The sequence below is a fragment of the Streptomyces glaucescens genome (genome assembly GCF_000761215.1).
In the GTDB taxonomy this organism is placed as follows: Bacteria; Actinomycetota; Actinomycetes; order Streptomycetales; family Streptomycetaceae; genus Streptomyces; species Streptomyces glaucescens_B.
Map to the genome: position 1 here is coordinate 1,073,319 of NZ_CP009438.1, position 23,210 is coordinate 1,096,528.

A 23,210-nucleotide genomic window follows, 5' to 3' on the forward strand; every position below is an offset into this window, starting at 1 on the left:
CGTGTACGAAAATTCGACCCCCTCTCGCCGGGGACGCCTCTGATCGTTTATCGCTCAACCTGCCGGCCGTCGCCCGCCACCCCCCGCAAGGATCGCGGAAGCGCAGCTCACAAGCGGTTTTCGGCAGGACGGACGGCCACCGCCGAATGGCGATCATCGACGGCGGCGGGACACCCCGCGTTCCGGCCTTATTAACAGAATGTCGAATTCCGGATTACCCTGACGGCCCGAGCCGGCTGAGAACTTATCGCGCTCGATCCGCGCCCGCCAGCACCCGGCACCACGCCCGGCGGCCGCCTTGGCCCACGTCCTCCAAGACGCCTGCCTCCCCCGGCACGTTCCATAGAGAGCACGTCCAGAATCTGGCCAGGTTTCGCGTGCGAAGCTGCTTCGCCGCAGGCCTTTTGTGATCTCCGGGACGAGATGGGGGACGCGGCGATATGCGTGTCGAGGAGTATGTGGCGCAGTTGACCGCCCTGGGTGTCACGCTGTACGAGGAGTCGGGCCGACTGGGCTACCGGGCCCCCCGGGGCACGCTGACCCCCGAGCGGCTCGCCTGGCTGCGGGAGCACAAGGAACAGGTGCTGGCCCACCTCCGGGAACGGGACACCGGCCCCGCCGTCGTGCCGGACCCCGCCGCGGACCACGAGCCCTTCCCGCTCACCGACGTCCAGTCGGCGTACCTGCTCGGCCGCGGCACCGCCTTCGACTACGGCGGGGTGGCCTGCCACGGCTACCTCGAGTTCGCGCTGCCCGACGGCGACGCGGACGCCATCGAGGACGCCTGGAACACGCTGATCCGGCGGCACCCCATGCTGCGGGCGGTGATCTCGCCCGAGGGGCACCAGCGGGTGCTGCCCGCCGTGCCCCGCTACGCGGTACGGCGGCACGACCTCACCGGACTTCCCCCGGCGAAGGAACGGCGGGGGATCGAGGAGATCCGCGACCGGATGTCGCACCAGGTGCGCCAGACGGACCGGTGGCCGCTGTTCGAGGTCCGCACGACCCGCACCGGCCGGACGCTGCTGCTGCACCTGGCCATCGACCTGCTGATCTGTGACTACGGCAGCATGCGCGTGCTGCTCGCCGAGCTGCGCGCGCTGTGCGAGGGCACCGCCGTCCCTGACCCGCCCCGGCTGACCTTCCGGGACTACGTCCTGGCGGCGCGCGGCGTGCGGGACGGAGTGCGCTACCAGCGGGACCGGGACTACTGGTGGGACCGGATCGACTCCCTGCCGCCGGCCCCGGACCTGCCCCTGCGCACGGACGCGCCGGACGCGCCGCCCCGCTTCCGGCGCCACGGCACGCGGCTGAGCCCGGCACAGTGGGCCGAGCTGAACCGGCGGGCGGCAGCGGCGGGGGTGACCGCCTCCGGCGCGCTGCTCCAGTCGTTCGCGGAGGTGGTGGGACGGTGGAGCGCCCGGCCCGCGTTCACGCTCGGCCTCACCCTCCAGAACCGGCTGCCGCTGCACGAACAGGTCGACCGCGTCATCGGGGACTTCAGCTCCACCAGCCTGCTCGCGGTCGACCTCGCGCAGGGCGCGACGCTGGTGGACCGCACCCGCGCGGTGCAGGCCCGCCTGTGGGACGACATGGACCACCGGCTGTGCTCCGGTGTCGAGGTGCTGCGCGAACTCGCCCGGCGCCGCGGCCGGGCCGAGGCGCTGATGCCGGTCACCTTCACCAGTACGGTCAGCGGTCCGGGCCGGGATCAGGCGCGGCCGCTCCTGCCGGGCGGGGAGCTGGTGCACGGCATCTCGCAGACGCCGCAGGTGTGGATCGACTGCCAGGTCATGGAGGACGGCGGCGGACTGCTGGCCCACTGGGACGTGCGCGAGGGCGTGTTCCCCGACGGCGTGGCCGAGGACATGTTCGCCGCCTTCGCCGGGCTGGTGCGCGAGCTGGCCGAGGGGGACGCGGGGTGGGACGCCGCCGATCCCGTGCGGCTGCCGCCGGCCCAGCGGGAGCGGCTGGCCCGGGCCAACGCCACGCAGGCGCCGCGCGCCCTCGGGCCGCTGCACGCCGAGGTCGTCGCGCAGGCCCGCCGTACCCCGGACCGGACGGCGGTCCTCACCCCCGGACGGCGCCTCGACTACGCCGAGCTGGCCGGCCGGGCGGCGGGGGTCGCCGCGGTGCTCACCGACGCGGGGACGGCCCGGGGCGAGTGTGTCGGCATCGTCATGGACAAGGGGTGGGAGCAGGTCGTCGCCGTGCTCGGCGTGCTGCTGGCGGGCGGCGCGTACCTGCCGGTCGACACCACCCAGCCGGCCCTGCGCCGTGACGCCATGCTCGCGGACGCCGGGGTGCGGACCGTGCTCACCCAGTCGTGGCTGGCCGCCGGCCTGCGGCTGCCGGACGGCATCCGGACCGTCCCCGTCGACACGACGGCACCGGCCGCCGAGGCGCCCGCGCGGGCGGCGGGCGGCCCCGACGACCTGGCGTACGTCATCCACACCTCCGGCTCCACGGGGACCCCCAAGGGGGTGATGATCAGTCACGCCGCCGCGCGCAACACGGTCGACGACGTCAACTCCCGCTTCGGCGTGGGTGCCGGGGACCGGGTCCTCGCACTCGCCCAGCTCGGCTTCGACCTGTCCGTCTACGACATCTTCGGCCCCCTCTCGGTGGGCGGTGCCGTCGTCCTGCCGGACCCCGCACGGCGCGGCGACCCCACGCACTGGGCCGATCTGATCGAGCGGTTCGGGGTGACCGTCTGGAACTCGGTGCCCGCCCAGATGCAGATGCTGCACGAGTACCTGAGGACCCAGCCCGCCGTCGACGCCGGCCGGCTGCGGCTCGCCCTGCTGTCCGGCGACTGGATCCCGGTGACCCTGCCGGAGGCGGTCCGGCGGCGCCTCCCGGGACTGCGGGTGGTCGCCCTCGGCGGGGCCACCGAGGCCGCGATCTGGTCGATCCACCACCCCGTCACCACCGTCTCCCCCGGGCAGGGCAGCATCCCGTACGGCAGACCGCTGGCCAACCAGACCGTCCGGGTGCTCGACCCGCTCATGCGGGACTGCCCCGAGCGGGTGACGGGTGAGCTGTACATCGGCGGGGCCGGCCTGGCGCTGGGCTACCTGGGCGACGCGCAGCGCACCGAGGAGCGTTTCGTCAGACACCCGCACAGCGGTGAACGGCTGTACCGCACCGGAGATCTGGGCCGCCGCGGGCCGGACGGCGAGATCGAGCTGCTGGGCCGCGCCGACGCCCAGGTGAAGCTGAACGGGCACCGGGTCGAGCCCGCCGAGGTGGAAGCGGCGCTGCGGGACCACCCGGCCGTGCACGCGGCGGCCGCGGTGGTGCGCGGCGAGGGGGCGGCCCGGACGCTCGTCGGCTTCGCCGAGCCGGCGCGCACCGCACGCCCCGCCCCGGACGCCGGTCTGCGGGAGGCGGCACGGCGGCAGGCCGAGCGGGCGGCGGGCTTCGACGAGGCACGGCAGGGCGCGGACGTCCGCGCCCTGCACGAGGCCCTCGAGGAGTCGGCGCTGCAGTCGATGCTCCTGCTGTTCCAGGACCGCGGGCTGTTCACCGGCGCGCGGGACGGGCACACCGCGCAGGAGATCGTCGAGGCGTGCGGCGCGGCCCCGCGCCACCGCCCGCTCGTACGGCGCTGGCTGGCCGCCCTCACGGCGTACGGCCGGCTGGTGCGGGACCCCGGCACGGGGGTCCACCGCCGTGCGGCGCACGTGAACGAGGAGAGCCGCGCGGCCGTGCACGCGAGGATCGACGCCCTGGAGCCGCGCGTCGGCTGGGGAGCGGAACTGATCCGCTTCCACCGCGCGTGCGAGGCGAACCTGGCGGCCCTGCTCGGCGGGGAACTCCCGCTGCGGGACCTGCTGTTCCCCGAAGGGCGGCTGGAGACGGCGGCGGCCGCCTACCGGGACAACCTGATCAGCCGGTACAACAACGCCGCGGTCGTCGAGATCGTCCGCCGGGCGGCCCGCGGCCTGCCCGGGCCGCTGCGCCTGCTGGAGATCGGGGCCGGGGTCGGCGGCACCAGCGCCGCGCTGATCCCGGAGCTGCGGGACCTGTCCGTCGACTACCGGTTCACCGACGTGTCGCCCTTCTTCCTGAACGAGGCGCAGGAGGCGTACGCGGAGCACCCGTGGGTGCGCTTCGGGCTGTTCGACCTCAACCGGGACTACCGGGCCCAGGGGTACCGGCCCAACTCGGCGGACGTCGTGCTCGCCGCGAACGTGCTGCATAACGCCGTCGACGCCGGCGAGGCGCTGCGGCGGCTGGGCGAACTGGTCGCGCCGGGGGGCTGGCTGGTCCTCGTCGAGGCCACCCGCGACACCTGCCGCGCCATGACGTCCATGGAGTTCAACGACGGGCTCACCGGCTTCACCGACGAACGCGCGCGGGACGGGGCCGCCTTCTTCACCCGCAGCCAGTGGCTGGACCTGCTGGAGCGGGCCGGCGCGGAACCGGTGGTCTGCCTCCCCGAGGAGGGCGGCGCGCTCGCGGAGATCGGCCAGGGGGTCCTCGCCGCCCGGTTCAAGGCCGACCGCGCGCCCGTGCGGCCCGCCGAGCTGCACCGCCACCTGACCGAGCGGCTGCCCGCGTACATGGTTCCGGCGGAGCTTCAGGTGGTCGACCGGATCCCGCTGACCGCGAACGGCAAGGTGGACCGCCGGAAGCTGGGCGAGTGGACGGGCGCGGTGGCGGCCGGACAGCGGCGGGAGGGCGGTGCGGCGCCCGCCGACGACCTGGAACGGGCGCTGGCGGCCCTGTGGTCGCAGGTGCTGCGGGTGCCGGCCGTCGGCCGGGACGCCGACTTCTTCGCCCTGGGCGGGGATTCGCTCCTCGTCGCCCAGCTGGTCGGCCGGATGCGGGAGCGCATTCCGCAGGCGGCCGGCATGACCTGGGACGACCTGCTGCGCGACGTGCTCAACCGGCCGACCGTGGCGGCGCTCGCCGCGCGGCTGCGGTCGGCGCGGGCGGACGGCGTCCCCGCAGGAAGCGGCTTCGCGTCGCCGCTGGTCGAGCTGGCCGCCGGACCCGGGGACGCGTCCGGCGCGGCGCCCCTGGTGCTGGTGCACGACGGCACCGGCACGGTCGCGCCCTACCGGGCTCTGGTCGCGGAGCTCGCCGGGCGGCTGCCGGTCGCCGGGCTCGTCGTCGACGACCTCGACTCCTACCTGGACACCGACCCCACGACCCTGATCGGCCGGCTCGCCGACCGCTACGCCGAGGTGCTGGCGGACCGCGGGCACACCAGGGTGCATCTCGTCGGCTACTGCATGGGCGGGCTGCTCGCCGCCGAACTGGCCGGCCGGATCACCGCGGCCGGCGGCGAGGTGACCCGGCTGTCGGTCATCAGCAGCTACCGGGTGCCCTACCTCGTCGAGGACGACCTGCTCGCCGAGTACATCTTCGCCCGCATGATGCGGGCCGACCCCGTCCGGCTCGGCTATCCCCGTGACGAGTCGGCGATCCGCGCGCTGGTCGCCGCGGTGACGGAGAAACACGACGGCGCGGTGCCGCCGGGCAGCCTGACCGAACCGGCCACCGCGCTCGGCCCGGCCGCGGCCGGGGCGCTGCGGGCGTTCGAGACCCTGGCCGCACGGCCCCGGGAGGAGCGGCTGCGCGCCATCGGCGCCGCCATGCCCCAGGAGGACGCCCGGCTGGGCTCGCCCGAGCGGCTGGCCCGGATCCACCGGGCGGTCCGGCACAGCCTGGTGGCCGTGGCCTCGCACCGCGCCACCCCGTACCGGGGGGACACCATGCTGCTCCGCCAGCTCGGCGAGGCGGAGATCTTCCCGGGCATGCACCGCGACATGGGCACCTACTGGCAGCGGGTGTGCACCGGCCGGCTCCGGCTCGTCGACGTTCCCGGGGACCACTTCACCTGTGTGCGCCCGCCGCACGCGGCCTCGGTGGCCGCCCTGCTGGCGGACGAGGACCAGGACGTCCGCGGATGAGCCGGGCACAGCCCGCGGACACGCGCAGCGCACCGGTGATCGGCGTCCTCGGAGGCTACGGGGCGGTCGGCACGAGCGCTGTGCGCGCGCTGGCGGCCGAGGGCCGGTTCCGGCTGCGGATCGGCGGGCGGGATCTCGGCGCCGCACGGGCCCTCGCCGCGGCACTGCCGGTCCCGGCGCAGGCCGTGCGGGTCGACGTGGAGGACGGCGCGAGCCTGGCCGGGTTCGCCCGCGGCTGCCGGACCGTGCTCAACTGCTCCGGCCCCGCCTACCTCCTGCTCGGCCGGGCGCGCACGGCGGCACTCGCCGCGGGCGCGGACTACGTGGACGTCATGGACGACGGCGGCACCCCCGCCCCGGTGCCGGGGCGGACGGTCGTGCTGTCGGCGGGACTGGCGCCGGGCCTGTCCGGGCTGCTGCCCGCGATCCTCGCGCGGGGGCCGGTCCCGGGCGGCCGCTTCTCCGGGTGCTACGCGGGCCTCGGCGTGTTCACCGTCACGGGGGCCGTCGACTACCTGCTGAGCGCGGAGCGCGGCTACGGCACGCCCGGGGCGGTGTGGCGGGGCCGCGTGGTGCCCGGCGCGCTGCGGGTCGAGGAGGAGCACCGGCTGCCCGGGGTGCCGAGACCGCTGGTCGCCCACCCGTTCCTGACCGGGGAGGTGGTGAGCCGGGCCCGGGCCCTGGGGCTGGCGGAGGCCCGGTGGTACAACGCCTTCGACGGAACGGCCGTGCTGGACGTGCTGAACCGGTCCCGGGGCGGCCGCCTGGCCGGGCCGGAACTGCGGGCGCGGGCCGGGGAACTGGTCCGGGCCAGCGCGCTGGACGCGGCCGGGCGGGCCCCGTACCACCTGCTGTGGGGGTGCCTCGAGGGCCGGGGCCCGGACGGCACGCCGGTGCGGCGCACCGTCGTGATCCGGGGGGCGGACGGGTCCGAGCTGACCGGCCTCGTCGGGGCGTTCGCCGCCGCGGCGGTCTGTGACGGGCGCCTGCCGCACGGGGTGCACCGGGCGGCGGACGTGCTCCCCGCGGACGAGGTCCTGCGCCGGCTGCGCGACGGCCGGGCCGGGGTGACGGTCGCCGAGACCGAGGAGGCGGTGGCACGGGGACCGGCCCCGGCGATGGAGGAGGGAGTCCTGTGACCCTCCCCCGCCCGCCGTCACCGGCCCGCGCCGGCCGTCACCGGGCGGCTCCCCGCCCGGCGGCGCTCCCCGCGCCGGCTCCGCGTCCACCGAGCCGTCGCCCGGCGGCTCCCCGGCCCACGGGTCTTCGCCGGGCAGTTCCCCGGCCCACGGGTCTTCGCCCGGCAAGAAGCCGTCCAACGAGCACGAGGTAGGGATGTCGAACAAGCGCAGGCCGAGACGATCGTCCGCCGGACGCCCGGACCCGCATGCCCTCGTGGGCAGCCCGGACGCGCTCAGAGCCCAGGTCTGCGAGGTGCTGGGCACGCGTCTCGGCCCGGCGGACGACGGGACCAACCTGTTCGAACTGGGCCTTCAGTCCATCCAGTTGATGCAGCTCACCAGCAAGCTCAACCGCGCCGGTGTGCGGGCCGACTTCACCGAGCTGGCCCGGGACGCCCGGCTGACCCGCTGGTACGAGCTGCTGACCGGCGGCGGCCGCACGACGGGGGCCGACGGCGACGGGTCCGCCCCGCGCCCCCTGGACGGCGCCCTCGCCGCCGACGACGCCGCCTCCGCTTTCCCGCTGACGCCCGTACAGCAGGCCTACTGGATCGGCCGCGCGGACGGACAGCCGCTGGGCGGCGTGGGCTGCCACGCCTACCTGGAGTTCGACGCCGCGCACGTCGACGCGGACCGGCTCGACACGGCCGTACGCGCCCTGCTGCGACGGCACCCGATGCTGCGCGCCCGCTTCACCGACGACGGCACCCAGCACGTCCTGCCGGCCTCGCCCTGGCCGGGGCTGACGGTCCACGACCACACCGGCCAGGCCCCGGACGCCGTCGGGCGGGCGCTGCTGGAGCGCCGCGAGGCGCTGTCCCACCGGCGTCTCGACGTGGCCCGCGGGGAGGTCGTGGACGTCCGGCTGAGCCGGCTCGGGGACGCGGGCTACCGCATCCACGTCAACATCGACCTCCTCGTCGCCGACGTGCACAGCATCCGCCTGGTCCTGGGCGATCTCGCCGCGCTCTACGAGGACCCCGCGGCCCTGCCCGCGCCGGCCTACGACTTCCGGCACCACCTCGCGGACCGGGCCGCCGGACGGGCCGCCGAGCGGGCCCGCGCGCAGGCGTACTGGGCGGCGCGGCTGCCCGGCCTGCCGGGCGGCCCCGGCCTGCCGCTGCGGGCCGACCCCGGCGACATCGCGGTCCCCCGCTTCGTCCGCCGTACCGGGAGTCTCTCCCCTCGGGAGTGGGCCGCGCTGCGCGGCCGGGCCACGGAAGCGGGCGTCACCCCGTCGGTGCTGCTCGCCACGGCGTTCGCCGAGGTCCTCGCGCGGTGGAGCGGTGAACGGAACTTCCTGCTGAACGTGCCGCTGTTCGACCGTGCCCCCGCCGCGCACCCCGACGTCGACGCGATCGTCGCCGACTTCACCAGTCTGGTGCTGCTGGAGGTCGACCTGGCCCCGGGCACGGGCTTCGCCGAGCGGGCCAGGGCCGTCCAGCAGCGGCTGCACGACGACGTCGGGCACGCCGCCTACACCGGCGTGGACGTGCTGCGCGACTTCGTCCGCGCCGACGGCGAGGCGCCGCGGACCGCCCCGGTCGTCTTCGCCTGCAACGTGGACGCCCCGCTGGTGCCGGACGCCTTCGCCGCTCTCTTCGGTGACCTCGCCTGGATGGTGTCCCAGACGCCGCAGGTGTGGCTCGACTGCCAGGTGTACCTCACCCGTGACGGCGGGCTGCTGCTGGCGTGGGACGCGGTCGACGAGCTGTTCCCCGAGGGGATGCTCGACGCCATGCTCACCGCCCTCGTCGCGCTGCTGCGCGAGCTGATCGACGCGGACTGGCGCAGCGCGCCGGACGTCCCGCTGCCGGCCGCCCAGCGGCGCCGCCGGGAGCGGGCCGGCTCCGCGGTCCGCGAGCACAGCGGGCGGGCGCTGCACGAGGAGTTCTTCGCCCGGGCCGCCGAACGGGGCGAGGCTCCCGCCCTGGTGTGGAGCGCGCCGGGCCCGGACGGGCGGGACATCGCGCGCACCGTCACGCACCGGGAACTCGCCGGGCGGGCGCTGCGCGTCGCCGGGGCCCTCGTGCGGCGGGGCGTGGGCCGGGGCTGCCCGGTGGTCGTCACCGCGCCGAAGGGCCCGGACCAGATCGCCGCCGTGCTCGGCGTGCTGGCCGCCGGGGGGACGTACGTGCCCGTCGGAACCGACCAGCCCGCGCTGCGCCGGGAGCGGATCCTCGCCCTGAGCGGTGCGCGACTGGTCCTGGACGGCGGCGGCCCCCCGCTTCGCGCGGGCGACGGCGTGGAGGTGCTGCCGGTGGACCTGGCGCTGCGCGCCGAGCCGCTGGCGGCCCCGGTCCCCGTGGACCCGGGCGACACGGCGTACGTCGTCTTCACCTCGGGATCCACCGGCATCCCCAAGGGCGTGGAGGTGGGCCACCGGGCGGCCGTCAACACCGTCGAGGACGTCAACGAGCGGTTCGCCGTCACCGCCCGGGACCGGGTCCTCGCGGTGTCCGCCCTGGACTTCGACCTGTCGGTGTGGGACGTGTTCGGGCTGCTGTCCGCGGGCGGCGCCCTGGTGCTGCCCGCGGAGGCGGAACGGCGGGACGCGCACCGATGGCTGGAGCTGTGCCGCCGGCACGAGGTCACCGTGTGGAACTCGGTACCCGCGCTGATGGAGATGCTCCTCACCGCCGCCGACCGGGAGCCGCTGCCCCCGGCGCTGCGGCTGGCGCTGCTCTCCGGCGACTGGATCGGCCTCGGCCTGCCCGGCGCGCTGCGCGAGGCGTCCGGCGGACGGTGCCGGCTGGTCGGGCTCGGCGGCGCCACCGAGGCGGCGATCTGGTCGGTCTTCCACGAGGTGACGGACGTACCCGGCCACTGGCGGTCCGTCCCCTACGGCACTCCCCTGAGCAACCAGAGGATCCGGGTGGTCGACCCGGAGGGGCGGGACTGTCCCGACTGGGTGGCCGGCGAACTGTGGATCGGCGGGGACGGGGTCGCGCTCGGGTACCGCGGGGACCCGGAGCAGACCGCCGAGCGCTTCGTCCGCCACCGGGGCCAGCGCTGGTACCGGACCGGAGACCTGGGCCGGTACCTGCCGGACGGGACCCTGGAGTTCCTGGGCCGCACCGACCACCAGGTGAAACTGAACGGCTACCGCGTCGAACCGGGTGAGGTCGAGGCGGTTCTGCACCGGCACCCGGCGGTGGAGCACGCGGTCGCCGTGACCGTCGGCGACCGGCGCACCGGGCTGGCGGCCGCCGTCGTCGAACGCCGCGGCCCCGCACGCCCGGCCGGCCCGCCGGCCCCCTCGGCCGCGGCGCCCGCGGCCTGTCCGGCGGTGGCGGCGGAGCACGCCCTCACCGAGACGTTCCTGGCCGCGATCCTCGACCGGCTCGGCGTCGCCGCGGCCGTCGACGACGGCCGGCCGGCGCCGTGGTCCGCGCTGCCGGCGGGCTGGGTGCCGTACCTGCTGGCCCGCGACGTGCTGGCGGGCGGCGAGGAGGCGCCCCGGCCCGGCCCGCGCTGGACGGCGGTGCGCGACGAGCGGCGGATCGCACGGCTCAGGGAGCGGCTGCGGGACACCCCCCTGGCCACGGTCGCGGACGCCTGGGACCGCGCCGCGCCGCGCCTGACGGCCGCGCTCACGGGCGGGCCCGGTGCCGCCTGGCCGCTCGACGACCCGGCGCTCACACCGGACGGCCTCGCCGGCCTGCTGCCGGGGGCCCGCGCGTGCCTGGCCGGGATCGCCGGCCACCTGGCCGGACTCGCGGCCCGGCGGGCGGAGCCGCTCGCCGTCGCGGAGTGGGCCGCTTCGGGAGGCCGGGGCGCGGCACGTGTCCTGGAGGAACTGAAGCCGGGCACGGTGACGTACACGTTGCTGGGCCCGTCGGCCGCCGCACTCGCCGCCGCCCGCGACCGGCCGACCGGGACCGCGCACACCGTGCGGGCGGTGCCGCTGGACCCGGCGGCTGTCCCGGAGGCGTGCCTGCACCGCTTCGACGCGGTGATCGTCGACGACGCCGTCAGCCGGACACCGGACGCGGACGCCGCCGCCGCCGTCCTGGCGCTGCTGGCGCGGCCGGGCGCCTCGGTCCTGCTCGTGGCGAGGAGCGAGCCGTCGCCGCTGGCGCTGCCGGGCGGGGCGGCGCCCCGGCGGCCGTCCGACGCCGCGGCGTGGCTGCGGGCGCTGGCGCGCCGCGGGTTCGCGGACGCCCGGGTGGTGCGGACGGAACCGGACGGAGTGGCCCTGCTGACGGCCCGTCACCCGGACGACGCCCGGCACGTGGACGCGGACGCGCTGCGCGCCTGGCTCGCCGAGCGGCTGCCGTCCCACATGGTCCCCGCTGCCTTCGTGGCCCTGCCGGCGCTCCCGCTGAGCGGCAACGGCAAGGTCGACCGGGGCCGGGTCCGGGGGCTGCTCGGCGAGCGGGCCGCGCGGCCCGCGGAGGGTGCCGAGCCGCCCCGCGGGGACACGGAGGAGGGGATGGCCGCGGTGTGGTCGGAGGTGCTGGGCGTCGAGGGCGTGGCGCGCGGGGCGAACTTCTTCCTGCTGGGCGGGGACAGTCTGCTGGCGACCCGGCTGGTGACCGCCGTGCGGCGCCGGTGGGGCGTCGAGCTGCCCCTGCGCGAAGTGCTGCGCACGCCGACGGTGGCCGGTACGGCCGCGCTGGTCGACCGGTTGCGCGAGGTCCCGCCCGCCGGGTGCCCGGCGGGCGGGCCGGACGACGGGGCGTATGACGTGGGGGTGTTGTGACCGGCGGGACGGGCCGCCGGGTCGCCGACTCCGCGCACGGTGACGCGGCGGGCGCCCGCCCGGGCGCAGCCGGTCCCCGGGGGCAGCCGGTCCCGGGCGCGGCCAGTCCCGAGCGCAGCCGATCCAGGGCGCAGCCAGTCCCGGGCGCAGCCGAACCCCGGCGCAGCCGAACCCCGGCGCAGCCGAACCCGGGCGCAGCCAGTCCCGGGCGCAGCCGATCCAGGGCGCGGCCGGTCCCGGGTGCGCCGGGGCGCGGAGCCGGTGGGGGCGGGTCCGCCCGCCCGCTCCCCGGCCCGGGCCCCGCTGCCCCGGGACCGCCGGACGGTCCGCCCGCCCTCCGTCGGCGGCCCGCCCGGCCTTCCGCATCGTGCGCGCGACAACCCTTCCGCAAGCGACAGTTGGGATGATCCATGCTTGAAGGCTGTGTGCCGTGGCCCGAGTCGTTCGCCCGTGCCTACCGGGCCGGGGGCTACTGGAACGACGAGCTGCTGGGCGACCTGCCCCTGTCCCCGCCGGGGGCGCGGGACAGGACGGCCGTGGTCACCGGCGACCGCACCCTGACCTACGGCCGGCTCGACGAGGCGGCCGACCGGCTCGCCGCCGGACTGCGCGGCCTCGGCGTCCGCGCCGGTGACCGGGTCGTGGTGCAGCTCCCCAACGACGTGGAGATGGTGGTGCTCTGCCTCGCCCTCTTCCGGCTGGCGGCCCTGCCCGTGTTCGCCCTGCCCGCGCACCGGTCGGCGGAGATCACCCACCTGGTGAACAGCTCCGAGGCGGTGGCGTACGTCTGCGCCGACCACGTCCTCGACTGCGACTACCGGGCCGTCGCCAAGGAGGTCCTGGGCGCTGCGCACACCCTGCGGCACGTGCTGGTGGCCGGCGACGCGGGCCCGTTCACCCCGCTGGCCGAGGTGGCCGCGGATCCGGTGGACCTCCCGGCGCCGGACCCGGCGGACGTGGCGCTGTTCCTGCTGTCCGGGGGCACCTCGGGGCCGCCGAAGCTGATCCCGCGCACCCACGCCGACTACACCTTCCAGCTGCGCCGAAGCGCGCGGCTGTGCGGCTTCGGGCCCGGCACCCGGTACCTGTGCGCGCTGCCCATGGGCCACAACTTCGCGCTGGCCTGCCCGGGCGTGCTGGGCACGCTGCGCGTGGGCGGCACGGTCGTGCCGGCGCCCGCGCCCACCCCCGAGTCGTGCTTCCCGCTCATCGAGCGCGCCGGGGTCACGGTCACCTCACTGGTGCCGCCCCTGGTCCCGCTGTGGCTGGACGCCGCCGAGTGGACCGAGCACGACCTCGACTCCCTGAGGCTGCTCCAGGTCGGCGGGGCCCGGCTCAGCCCGGCGACGGCGCGCGAGGTGCCCGAAGGGCTCGGCTGCACCCTGCAGCAGGTGTACGGGATGGCCGAGGGGCTGCTCAACTACACGCGGCTGGACGATCCGGAGAGCGTGGTCTTCCACACCCAGGGCCGCCCCCTGGCCCCGGCCGACGAGATCCGCGTGGTCCGCGAGGACGGGGCGGAGGCGGCGCCGGGCGAGGAGGGCGAGCTGTACACGCGCGGCCCGTACACGGTGCGCGGCTACTTCCGGGCCGCGGAACGCAATCGCACCCAGTTCACCGAGGACGGCTTCTACCGCACCGGTGACCTGGTCCGGCGGACGGCCGCGGGCTACTTCGAGGTGGTGGGACGCGTCAACGACGTGATCAACCGGGGTGGTGAGAAGGTGCCCGCCCAGGAGGTCGAGGAGCATCTGCTCGCCGACCCCCGGATCGCCTCGGCCGCGCTGATCGCCCTGCCGCATCCGCAGCTCGGGGAGCAGACCTGCGCGTGCGTGGTGCCACGCGACCCCGGGCACCCGCCGACGCTGCGCGAGGTGCGCGCCGGGCTGCGGGACCGCGGGATCGCGCCGTACAAACTGCCGGACCGGCTGGAAGTGGTGTCCCGGATACCGCTGACCGCGGTCGGCAAGATGGACAAGAAGGCGCTCAGGGCCCGGTTCGGGGACTGAGGGACCGGCGCCGGAGGGGTCCGGGCCCGCCGCCGTACGCTCCGTCGCGGGCGCGTGCGGCCCGGAACCCGCGGGCGGCACGGGCCGGCGGCGGGGGGCGTCCGCGCGTCCCGGCTCAGACGTTCTGGGCCAGCAGGCCGTCGATCACGGCTTCGAGTCCGCGCCGGTGGTGGTCGACGGAGGTCAGCTCGACCCAGCGGGGTCCGATCACGGCGAGCCGCGGGAAGTCCGACTCGGTCACGGAGGACATGACGCGCTGCCGGTACGGCGGAGCCTTCGCGTCGCGCGTGCGCTCGCGGTTGAAGCGGACGGTGAGTTCACCGACGGTGTAGTACCAGATGACACGGTAGGCGTAGACGGCGTCGTCGGGGCTCAGCCCGCAGGCGATCAGCGCGTCGATCATGTTCTCCACGATCCACATCGCGGAGAGACTCACGAACTTGTCGGAGGCGAGCACCTCCACCACCCAGGGGCAGTCCGCGAGGATGTCGTGCAGGACCTGTGCCCCGGCGAACAGTCGCTCCCGCGGCTGCTCGGGGAACCGCGGGCGCGGGAAGCTCCGGGCGTGCGCTTCGAGCAGGAGCATCAGCAGCTCGTCCTTGTCCTGCACGTGGTGGTACAGGGCCATCGGCGTGCTGGACAGCTCCTTGGCCAGGCGCCGCATGGACAGTCGCTCCGCCCCTTCCTCGTCGAGGATGCGCTGGGCGGCGGTGAGGATCGCGTCACGGGACAGACGGGGCGGACGGCCTACCTTGCCGGACCGTCGATCGGGGGACTGCATGCGTTCCGCTTCCTTCACTGTTCCGGACCGATGGCGCGCGCGACGGAAGCGGCTCCCAGGTCGCTGACAGTGTAGTGCCGGAGATTCCGCCGGATGTTGCGGAGTGATCACGTCCTGGACACTCCCCGGACGCGTCCGCACCGGGCACCGCGCCGACGGACGGCGTCATTCCCGCGCGGAAAGGAACCGGCAAGAATCCGGACAGCGGACAGAGGCGGCCTGTCAATCTAAGCCAATGAGTCAGCCCGCTCTCAGTGTTCGTTCCCTGGACCTCACCGATCCGGCCACTTTCATCGAGAACGACATCCACGAGTTCTGGCGCGACGTACGTGCGCGGCAACCCGTCTACTGGCACGAACCGACCGACCGCAATCCCGGTTTCTGGGTGGTGTCCCGCTATGCGGACGTGCAGTCGCTGTACCACCACGGCGCCCTGAGCTCGGCCAGGGGAAACGTCCTCGACGTGGTGCTGCGGGGCGACGACTCCGCGGGCGGGAGCATGCTCGCCGTCACCGACGCCCCGCGCCACCGCAGCCTGCGCAACCTCATGTTCAGCGCGTTCACGCCGCGGGTCCTCGGCGAGGTCGTCGAAAAGGTCCGGAAACGTACGGACGATCTCGTGTCGGCGGTACTCGAGAAGGACACCTTCGACTTCGCCGCGGAGGTCGCCGAGCAGATCCCGATGAACACGATCTGTGATCTGCTGTCCATTCCGGCCGCGGACCGCGGCGCCCTGTTGCAGTGGAACAAGATGGCCCTGTCGTCGGGCCACGCGGACAGCAGCGAACTCGACGCGCTCGGCGCCCGCAACGAGATCGTGCTGTATTTCATGGAGCTGGCGCAGGAACGGCGGGACAACCCGGGCGACGACGTCATCAGCATGCTCGCGACCTCGGAGGTCGACGGCCGTCTGCTCACCGTCGAGGAAGTCGCCGTCAACTGCTACAGCCTCATTCTCGGCGGCGACGAGACCTCCCGGATATCGGCGATCTGCGCGGTCCTCGCGCTCATCGAGAACCCGGACCAGTGGCAGGCGCTGCGGACCGGGGAGGTCTCCTTCGAGTCCGCGGTGGAGGAAGTGATCCGCTGGGCGACGCCGGGCATCCACCTGGCGCGCACCGCCGTCGAGGACTTCGAGATCCGCGGTGCGAAGGTGCGCGCCGGCGACATCGTGACGCTGTGGAACATCTCGGCGAACAACGACGAGTCGGTCTTCGACCAGCCGCGCCGGTTCACGCTGTCCCGCTCGCCCAACCGGCACCTGTCGTTCGGTCACGGCCCGCACTACTGCCTGGGCGCCTACCTCGGCCGGGGCGAACTGCGGGCGCTGCTGAGCGCGCTGGTCGAACACGTCGGAGGGATGGAGCTGCGCGGGACTCCCCGCCCCATCTACTCCAACTTCCTCACCGGTTACGAGAGCCTGCCGGTTCACTTCGAGGGCCGCTGACACCCCCGCGGGAGGAGCCCGCGCGGAGGCGGTGGACCCGAGGACACGAAGACATTGCTGCCCACAGAGCCGTCCGCGAGAACTTCTGGAGTCGAGAGGTGAGCATGAGGAAGAGTGTCTGCGTCATAGGCGCGGGTCCATCGGGCCTGGTGGCGATCAAGGAACTCCTGGACGAAGGTCACTCCGTGACCTGCTTCGAGCACAGCGCCGAACTCGGCGGGGTGTTCCGGGCGGAGGTCGGGGCCGACGAGGCCGGTGCCTACGACTCCACGATGCTGACCATCTCCAACTACATGATGACCTTCTCCAGCTTCCCCCCGCCGCAGGGGCAGGACCGGCGCTACTGGTCCGCCGGCGAGTACCGGCAGTACCTGCTCGACTTCGCGGAGAAGTTCGGTCTGGGGCCGGCCATCCGGTACCGCACCGACGTGCTGAGCGTGTCCCGCAACGACAGCGGCGGCTACACCGTCGAGGTCGCGCCGGTGGACGACCCGGAGGGCCGGGCGGCCCACCAGTTCGACGCGGTGGTCATCTCGACCGGAACCCACCGGGTCCCCAACTACATCGACCTGCCCGGCCAGGAGGAGTTCGCGGGCGAGATCGTGCACTCGGCGCACTACCGCAACGCCGACCGGTTCCGCGGCAAGCGCGTCCTGTGCGTGGGCATCGGCGAGACGGCCGCGGACGTCGTGAACGAGATCGCCCAGGTGGCGGCGAGCTGCACGCTGTCCGTGCGCCGCTACCAGCCCATCGTCGAGCGGTACCCAGGGGACCGCCCGTTCACGAACGACGCCTACACCTCCCACCTGCTGCACTCGGTGCCGCTGGCCGCCGCCGGACCGCTCATGCACCTCGGCATGAAGCGCAACAGGACCCGGGGGAAGACGGCCGCCGCCCGTGCGGTGGCCGCGTGGAACGCGAACAACCCGGACTTCTTCCACCACTTCCTGACCAAGAACGACGCGTTCGTCCACCGGATCGTGGACGGCACGCTGACGGTCGACGCCTCGGGCATCCAGCGGCTCGGCAAGGACTACGTGGTGTTCAGGAGCGGCCGCCGGGAGACCATCGACACGGTCATGCTGAACACGGGCTACACCGAGGACTTCAGCATCCTCAAGGACGTCGACGTCACTGACGTCCGGCGGCTGTACAAGCACATGATCCACCCGGAGCTGGGCACCGGCGTGGTCTTCATCGGGTGGGCGCGGCCCGCCGCCGGCGGTGTCCCGGCCTGCTCCGAGATGCAGAGCCGCTACTTCGCCCTGCTGTGCAGCGGCAAGAAGAAGCTGCCGGACCGGGTCCGGCTCCAGGGGCTCATCGAGCGGCAGGCCGCCTACGAGAACGAGGTCTTCCACGGCAACCCCGACCTGCGGACCCTGGTCCACTACAACCACTACATGATCGATTTCGCGAAGGTGATCGGCTGCTCCCCGTGGCGCCCGTCCCTCCTCCTCGATCCGCGGCTGGCGCTCCGGCTGTGGTGCGGCTCGCAGACACCGCACGTGTACCGGCTGTCCGGACCGCACAGCGACCGCAGGACCGCGCGCAGGACGGTGATGAGCCTGCCGCCCGCCTTCACCCCCGCCCAGATCGCCCTGACCACGGCGGTCAGCGCGGTCTCGCGGGTGCTGATCAGGCTGGGCCTGATGAAGGCGGATCCCGTCTACTGAGACGTGTCGCGGCCACCACCACCGGGCACTCGGGGCGGACCACGAGGTCTCGAGGGAAAGGTGCCGTCACGGTGGACGAAGAGCGCTACGACGAGCAGGGCGAGGTACCCCTGGCGGGCTACGCCGGTGTGGCGAGTGTGTTCGCGGCGAGCGCGGCGACGTACGCGCTGGTGTTCCGGCGTCTGGGACGAAGGGTTCCGGAACGGGTGCCGCCGTGGGACGTGGTGCTCCTGGGCACGGCGACCTTCAGGGCGGCCCGTCTGCTCACCCGGGACAAGGTGACCAGCTTCCTGCGGGCGCCGTTCACCCGCCGCGCCGGCGAGGGCGGGGGCAGCGAGGTGTCGGACGTGCCCCGCGGCGGTACGGCCCGGCAGGCGGTCGGCGGCCTCCTGACGTGCCCCTTCTGCGCGTCCGCCTGGGTGGCCGCCGGCCTCACCGGCTACTACGCGTGGGCACCGCGCCCCGCCCGGCTCGTCTGCGCGGGGCTGAGCGCCGTGACCCTGGCGGACTGGCTGCAGTACGCCTGGACCGGGACCCGGGAGGCCGTCGAAGGCTGACCGGACCACCACCGGGCGCGGCCGGCCCCCGGTGGTCCGGCCGCCCGCAGGGGCCGGCCGAGGCGGGAGTGCCCACGTGCCCGTCCGGTGCCGCGCCGGGCGGGCGCGGCACGGCGGCCGTCGAGGGCGCGCGCCGCCCACCCGGCCGCCACACCGGCGAACGGGTGGCGGCCGGGCGGAACGCCGGTCGCCCACGACACCGCGAGGGAGCTACGGCCGGCCCCGTGGCGCCCGGGCGGGCCGGCCGCCCGGCCCGAGGGCACGCCGGGCCCGGCATACCGGGCCACCTCCTGGACGGCCCCGGCACCCGGGCCGGGATCACCGTTGCCGGGCCGGTCACCGGCGCCCGCGCAGCGGCGACCAGGCAGCGGCGACCAGGCCTGGGACGACCGGTGGCCCGCGACGCGGACCCACGCGCTCCGGAGCACCGCGACGGCCGGCGGGCGGGTGCGGGGCGCCGACTTCGGCGGCGACGCCTCGGCTGCGCCCCGGTGCGCCGGCGCGCCGGTGGACGTGCGGTGCCGGGACGGCGACGAGTGACCCGACGGCGAGCCGCGCCGGGCCGGCTCAGCGCGGCTGCGCCGCCTTCGGCGCCGTGCCGCCGCCCAGCCTCAACCGCGCGCCCTGGCGGAGCAGTTCGTCCTGGACGTGTTCGGCGGGCACCTCCCGCGGGGTGCGGCCGGAGCGCACGGCGAGCGCGGCGCAGACACCCGCGGCCTGGCCGGTCGCCATGGCGATGGGCATCACCCGGTAGGAGGAGTGCGCCACGTGCGAGCCGGAGATGCAGCGGCCCGCGACGAGGAGGCGCTCGGTGCCGCGGGGCAGCAGGCAGCGCAGCGGGATGTCGTAGAAGCGGCCCTGCGGGACCCGCATCAGGATGGTCCCGGACCCCTTCGGGTTGTGGATGTCGACCGGGTACGCGCCGTGCGCCACGACGTCCGGGAAGGAGCGGGCCTCCATGATGTCGTGGCCGGTCAGGTGGTAGTCGCCCAGGACCCGGCGGGTCTCCCGGACTCCGATCTGGGTGCCGCTCTGCACGACGTACGACTCCTCGAAGCCGGGCACGCGGGTGCGCAGGAACCGCTCGATCTGCTCCAGCTGGCGGCGTGCGGTGTACTCGGCGCGGGTCAGGTCCCACACGTCGACGCCGAGCGCCCCGGTGACCCGGGTGCTGTTGACGCTCACCTCACCCGCGTGCGGCGTGCCGAAGAAGAGGACGTCCTCCCGCGGCAGCGCCAGCTCCCCCGCCCGCGTGGCCTCCTCGACCAGGTCCCACAGCCCGTGCACGCCCTTCCACTGGTCGGGGTGCTCCCGGACGTACTCGGCGAACCGCGGGCGCAGGAAGTCGACGACCCGGAACATCAGCGTCATCGGCTGGACCAGCCCGTCCTTCGGGCGGCCGATCTCGTACGGCGCCCCGCAGGCGGTGGCCACGTCGCCGTCGCCGGTGCCGTCCACGACGACGTCCGCGTCGATCACCACCGGCCCCGACTTGGTCTCGAACACCACCCGCCACCCGTCGTCCAGGGGCAGCGCGGTGGAGGCGAAGGAGTGGAACAGCAGGCGCACCCCGGCGTCGTCCAGCAGGTCCAGGAGGACCAGCTTGTAGATCTCCGGGTCGAACGGCACGGTGTAGCCGGTCTTCAGGGACGGCTTGACGCAGCCGCCGCGCGCGTTCAGCCGGTCCAGCAGCTGCCACAGGAAACCGGCGACCACCGCCTCGCCCTCGCCGTGGTCGGTGGGCAGCAACTGGTCGCCCAGCTCGCCCGGTTCGGTGAACACCGCCTGCTTGCGCTCGTTGTGGAACGACATCAGCGGCATGACCAGGGCCGCGGTGGCGTTGCCGCCCAGGAAGCCGTAGCGCTCCACGAGGACGACCTGAGCGCCCGCCTCCGCCGCCGCGCAGGCGGCGGCCGTGCCGGCCGGTCCCCCGCCGACGACCAGGACGTCCGTGCGGCCCCCGTCGCGGGCCGGGCGGGCCGGCACGGTGAGGGTCCGGGGCTGTGCGGGTGGTTCCAGGATCGGCATCGCTTCTTCCCGTCGGCAGGTGGGTCCGCTGCGGCCCGGCGTCCGGCAGGGCGGTCGGTCCGGCCGTGGGGTCAGGTCGCGGTTCCGGCCCCCGGCGTCAGCAGGTGCAGGCCGGGCTGGACGGCGTCCGCGGCGCCCGGGGACACCGTGTCGAGGGAGTCGAGCACCGCGCCCAGGCGGGTACAGGTCTCCCCGGCCCGGCCCCGCAGCCGCCGTACCCGCTCCTCGAAGTCTCCGCGTCGCTGCGGGAACTCGTCCCAGAGCCGGTCCACCTCCGCGAGCAGCAGCCCCGCCTGCTCGCGGGCGACCCCGACCAGGGCCGGGGCGCCGAGGCGGCGGGCGAAGTCGAAGACCTTGCCGGAGTACGGCAGCGGCAGGACGGGCAGCCCGGACAGGGCGGCGAAGATCAGGAAGTGCAGGCGCATGCCGACGACGAGGTCGAGGTGGGCCATGAAGCCGAGGACCTGGCCGGGGCTGTAGACGCTGTGCAGGATCCGGCCCCGGTCCGGGGCGGTCATCCGGGAGAGCACGCCGTGGGCGTGGTGCACGTCCTGGCGTTCCATCGGCACGAAGACGACGTGGGCGTCCAGCCGCCGCACCAGGAAGTCGGCGACGTCCGCGAGGAGCGCGTGGTAGTCGCCCTCGTCGAGTTTCTCGGCGGCCCGGCCCGGCTCCCGCACCGACATGCCGACCAGCCGGTGCGCCTCGGCCGGGATGCCCTCCTGGCGCATCATCCGGTCGGTGAACGGCTCCGGCGGCAGCAGCAGCGCGGGATCGGCGGTGACGACGACGTCGCGGTCCAGCCCGGCCTCCTCCAGGACCAGGTGCGACTCCTCGTCGCGCACCACGACCTCCGCCATGCCGGCCAGCACGGTGCGCACCGCCTCCCGGTCCTCCGTCTCGCGCAGCGGGCCGGCGCCGATGGCGTAGGCGAAGGTGCGCACGCCGCGGGCCTGGGCCGCGGCGACCAGGCGCAGATAGCGGCGGGCCTCGCCGTCGTAGAGGATGCCGCCGCCGCCGAGGACGAGCAGGTCCAGCCGGGACAGCACGTCGAGCAGCCGCCGCTGCGGGACTCCCTCCCAGTCGACCACCTCGTCGAGGGCGGGGTGGTTGGCGCGGGTGTGCTCGGCGTTGCGGCTGAGGGCGACGAGCCGGGCCTGCGGGCGGTGGGTGCGCAGGCAGCGCAGCATGCAGGTGAGGATGGCCTCGTCGCCCAGGTTGAAGCCACCGTACGAACCGAGCAGGCCGATACGCGGGCTCACCTGGATGGGGCGGGGCGGCTGTGCGGTCGTGGTCATCCGGCACTCCTGTTCCGTGGCGGGTCGCTGCCGCGGGCGCGGGCCCGGGTTGCCGCCGCGGGCGGGGGGACACCCCTGCCGGGCACCGGGTCCGAGGGGGCGGCGGACGGCACGCCGTCGCACGCCGTTCGGGAAAGTCGAGGGTCATGGGCACGGCAACCGCGACCTGGCGTCGCGGTGGAGCCCGTCACCACCGGCCCCCGCGGCCGGGGCCCGCCCCGGGGCCGCCCGGCGGCCGACTCCGCGCCCATCCTTCCACGGGACCCGGCAGGTCACCATCGCAAGCGGCTCCCCTTCCGCGGCCGCTCTCCGCCAGGGGCGGTCCGACGGCTGACGACCCGGCGCGCGCCCCGCGCCGGCGACCTCGGCGCCGGTCGCGCCGGACGGGTGCAGCGGGCGCCGTCACCCCGCGTGTGTCACTCCGATGCCGTACACCACCGAGCCTGGGCCGCCGCGACGACGGAGGCTGATCGGGTGCACCGGTGGTTCACCGGGCGTCGCGGGGCACGGCCGTGGGCCGGTGCGCCGCGGTCGCCCGCCGCCTCCGGCGCCGGAGCCCGGTTCGCCGTCACCCCAGCCGAGGAGGCCTGGATGAACACCCCTTCCGCCCGGACCTGGCAGCACGCCGTCGTCACCGGCGGCGCCGGCTTCGTCGGCTCGCACCTGTGCGCCGCCCTGCTGGCGTCCGGCACCGCGGTCACCTGTGTGGACGACTTCAGCACCGGACGGCCGGAGAACGTGACGCCGCTGCTCGACCGGCCGGGGTTCACCCTGGTGCGGGCCGACGTCGCGCAGGGCATCCCCGTGGACCGGCCGCCGGACCTGATGCTCCACTTCGCCTCCCCCGCCTCCCCCACCGACTACCTGCGGCTGCCGCTGCACACCATGGAGGCCGGCAGCCTGGGCACCCGGCACGCCCTGGAGCTGGCGCACCGCGCGGACGCCCGGTTCGTCCTGGCGTCGACGTCCGAGGTGTACGGCGACCCGCAGCAGAACCCGCAGGACGAGCGGTACTGGGGCCATGTGAACCCGGTCGGCCCGCGCAGTGTCTACGACGAGGCCAAACGCTTCGCCGAGGCGCTGACCACCGCCCACGCGGACAGCGAGGGCACCGACACCTGCATCGTGCGGCTGTTCAACACGTACGGCCCGCGGATGCGCGGCCACGACGGCCGGGCGGTGCCGACCTTCGTCCGGCAGGCCCTCGCCGGAGAGCCGCTCACCGTCACCGGAGACGGCCGGCAGACCCGGTCGCTGTGCTACGTCGACGACACGGTGCGCGGCATCCTCGCCGCGGCGGCGCACGGGCTGCGCGGCCCGGTGAACATCGGCAACCCCGGCGAGATCACCATGCTGGAACTGGCCCGGCTGGTGATCCGGCTGGCCGGGTCGGACTCGGAGATCCGGTTCATCGAGCGGCCCACCGACGACCCGGCCGTGCGCTGCCCGGACATCACCCTGGCCCGCGACAAGCTCGGCTGGGACCCGCAGGTGGACGCCGAGGAAGGGCTGCGCCGCACGATCGCCTGGTTCCGCTCCGGCGCGGACCGCTGACCGGGCCGCCGTCCCGGCCGGCCCTCGCGCACAGCCGACCGCTCCCTCCCGCC

11 protein-coding genes are annotated in these 23,210 nt (G+C 75.2%); 8 read left to right on the forward strand and 3 right to left on the reverse strand.

The window, feature by feature from the left end; genetic code table 11:
• The first annotated feature begins 440 nt into the window (after positions 1-440).
• From SGLAU_RS04570 to SGLAU_RS04585, 4 genes are all read left to right on the forward strand, one after another.
• Positions 441-5,924, forward strand: a complete 5,484-nt coding sequence (locus SGLAU_RS04570; RefSeq protein ID WP_043498571.1) for a non-ribosomal peptide synthetase — start codon at positions 441-443, stop codon at positions 5,922-5,924.
• A complete protein-coding gene (locus tag SGLAU_RS04575) occupies positions 5,921-7,063 on the forward strand; it encodes a saccharopine dehydrogenase NADP-binding domain-containing protein (RefSeq protein ID WP_052413623.1) in 1,143 nt (380 codons plus the stop codon). Before SGLAU_RS04570 ends, SGLAU_RS04575 begins: the two co-directional genes overlap by 4 nt.
• A 256-nt stretch (positions 7,064-7,319) precedes the next feature.
• Entirely contained in the window at positions 7,320-11,810 is a 4,491-nt protein-coding gene (locus tag SGLAU_RS04580; protein ID WP_052413624.1) for a non-ribosomal peptide synthetase, read from the forward strand.
• Positions 11,811-12,220: 410 nt separating this feature from the next.
• Complete coding sequence (locus tag SGLAU_RS04585; protein WP_043498573.1) at positions 12,221-13,819, forward strand: (2,3-dihydroxybenzoyl)adenylate synthase; 1,599 nt, start codon at positions 12,221-12,223, stop codon at positions 13,817-13,819.
• 115 nt (positions 13,820-13,934) lie between these two features.
• On the opposite strand, the gene SGLAU_RS04590 is transcribed toward SGLAU_RS04585, so the two are convergent.
• On the reverse strand, positions 13,935-14,600 hold the full coding sequence (locus SGLAU_RS04590) for a TetR/AcrR family transcriptional regulator (RefSeq protein ID WP_043498576.1): 666 nt from the start codon (positions 14,598-14,600) through the stop codon (positions 13,935-13,937).
• A gap of 235 nt (positions 14,601-14,835) precedes the next feature.
• Between SGLAU_RS04590 and SGLAU_RS04595 the strand changes: the two genes are divergently transcribed.
• The 3 genes from SGLAU_RS04595 (at position 14,836) to SGLAU_RS04610 (ending at position 18,277) form a co-directional block, all read left to right on the forward strand.
• Positions 14,836-16,047: a cytochrome P450 gene (locus SGLAU_RS04595; protein ID WP_043498578.1), complete on the forward strand. Its 1,212-nt coding sequence runs from the start codon at positions 14,836-14,838 to the stop codon at positions 16,045-16,047.
• Positions 16,048-16,151: 104 nt separating this feature from the next.
• On the forward strand, positions 16,152-17,720 hold the full coding sequence (locus SGLAU_RS32790) for a flavin-containing monooxygenase (RefSeq protein ID WP_159072765.1): 1,569 nt from the start codon (positions 16,152-16,154) through the stop codon (positions 17,718-17,720).
• Positions 17,721-17,791: 71 nt separating this feature from the next.
• Positions 17,792-18,277, forward strand: a complete 486-nt coding sequence (locus SGLAU_RS04610) for a DUF1360 domain-containing protein (RefSeq protein WP_043498580.1) — start codon at positions 17,792-17,794, stop codon at positions 18,275-18,277.
• 567 nt (positions 18,278-18,844) lie between these two features.
• Here SGLAU_RS04610 and SGLAU_RS04620 read toward each other — a convergent pair.
• Both SGLAU_RS04620 and SGLAU_RS04625 read right to left on the reverse strand, forming a co-directional pair.
• Entirely contained in the window at positions 18,845-20,305 is a 1,461-nt protein-coding gene (locus tag SGLAU_RS04620; protein ID WP_043498584.1) for an FAD-dependent oxidoreductase, read from the reverse strand.
• A gap of 71 nt (positions 20,306-20,376) precedes the next feature.
• On the reverse strand, positions 20,377-21,603 hold the full coding sequence (locus SGLAU_RS04625) for a polysaccharide pyruvyl transferase family protein (RefSeq protein ID WP_043498587.1): 1,227 nt from the start codon (positions 21,601-21,603) through the stop codon (positions 20,377-20,379).
• Positions 21,604-22,194: 591 nt separating this feature from the next.
• On the opposite strand from SGLAU_RS04625, the gene SGLAU_RS04630 reads away from it, so the two are divergent.
• Positions 22,195-23,157, forward strand: a complete 963-nt coding sequence (locus tag SGLAU_RS04630; RefSeq protein ID WP_043506283.1) for an NAD-dependent epimerase/dehydratase family protein — start codon at positions 22,195-22,197, stop codon at positions 23,155-23,157.
• The last annotated feature ends 53 nt before the right edge of the window (positions 23,158-23,210 follow it).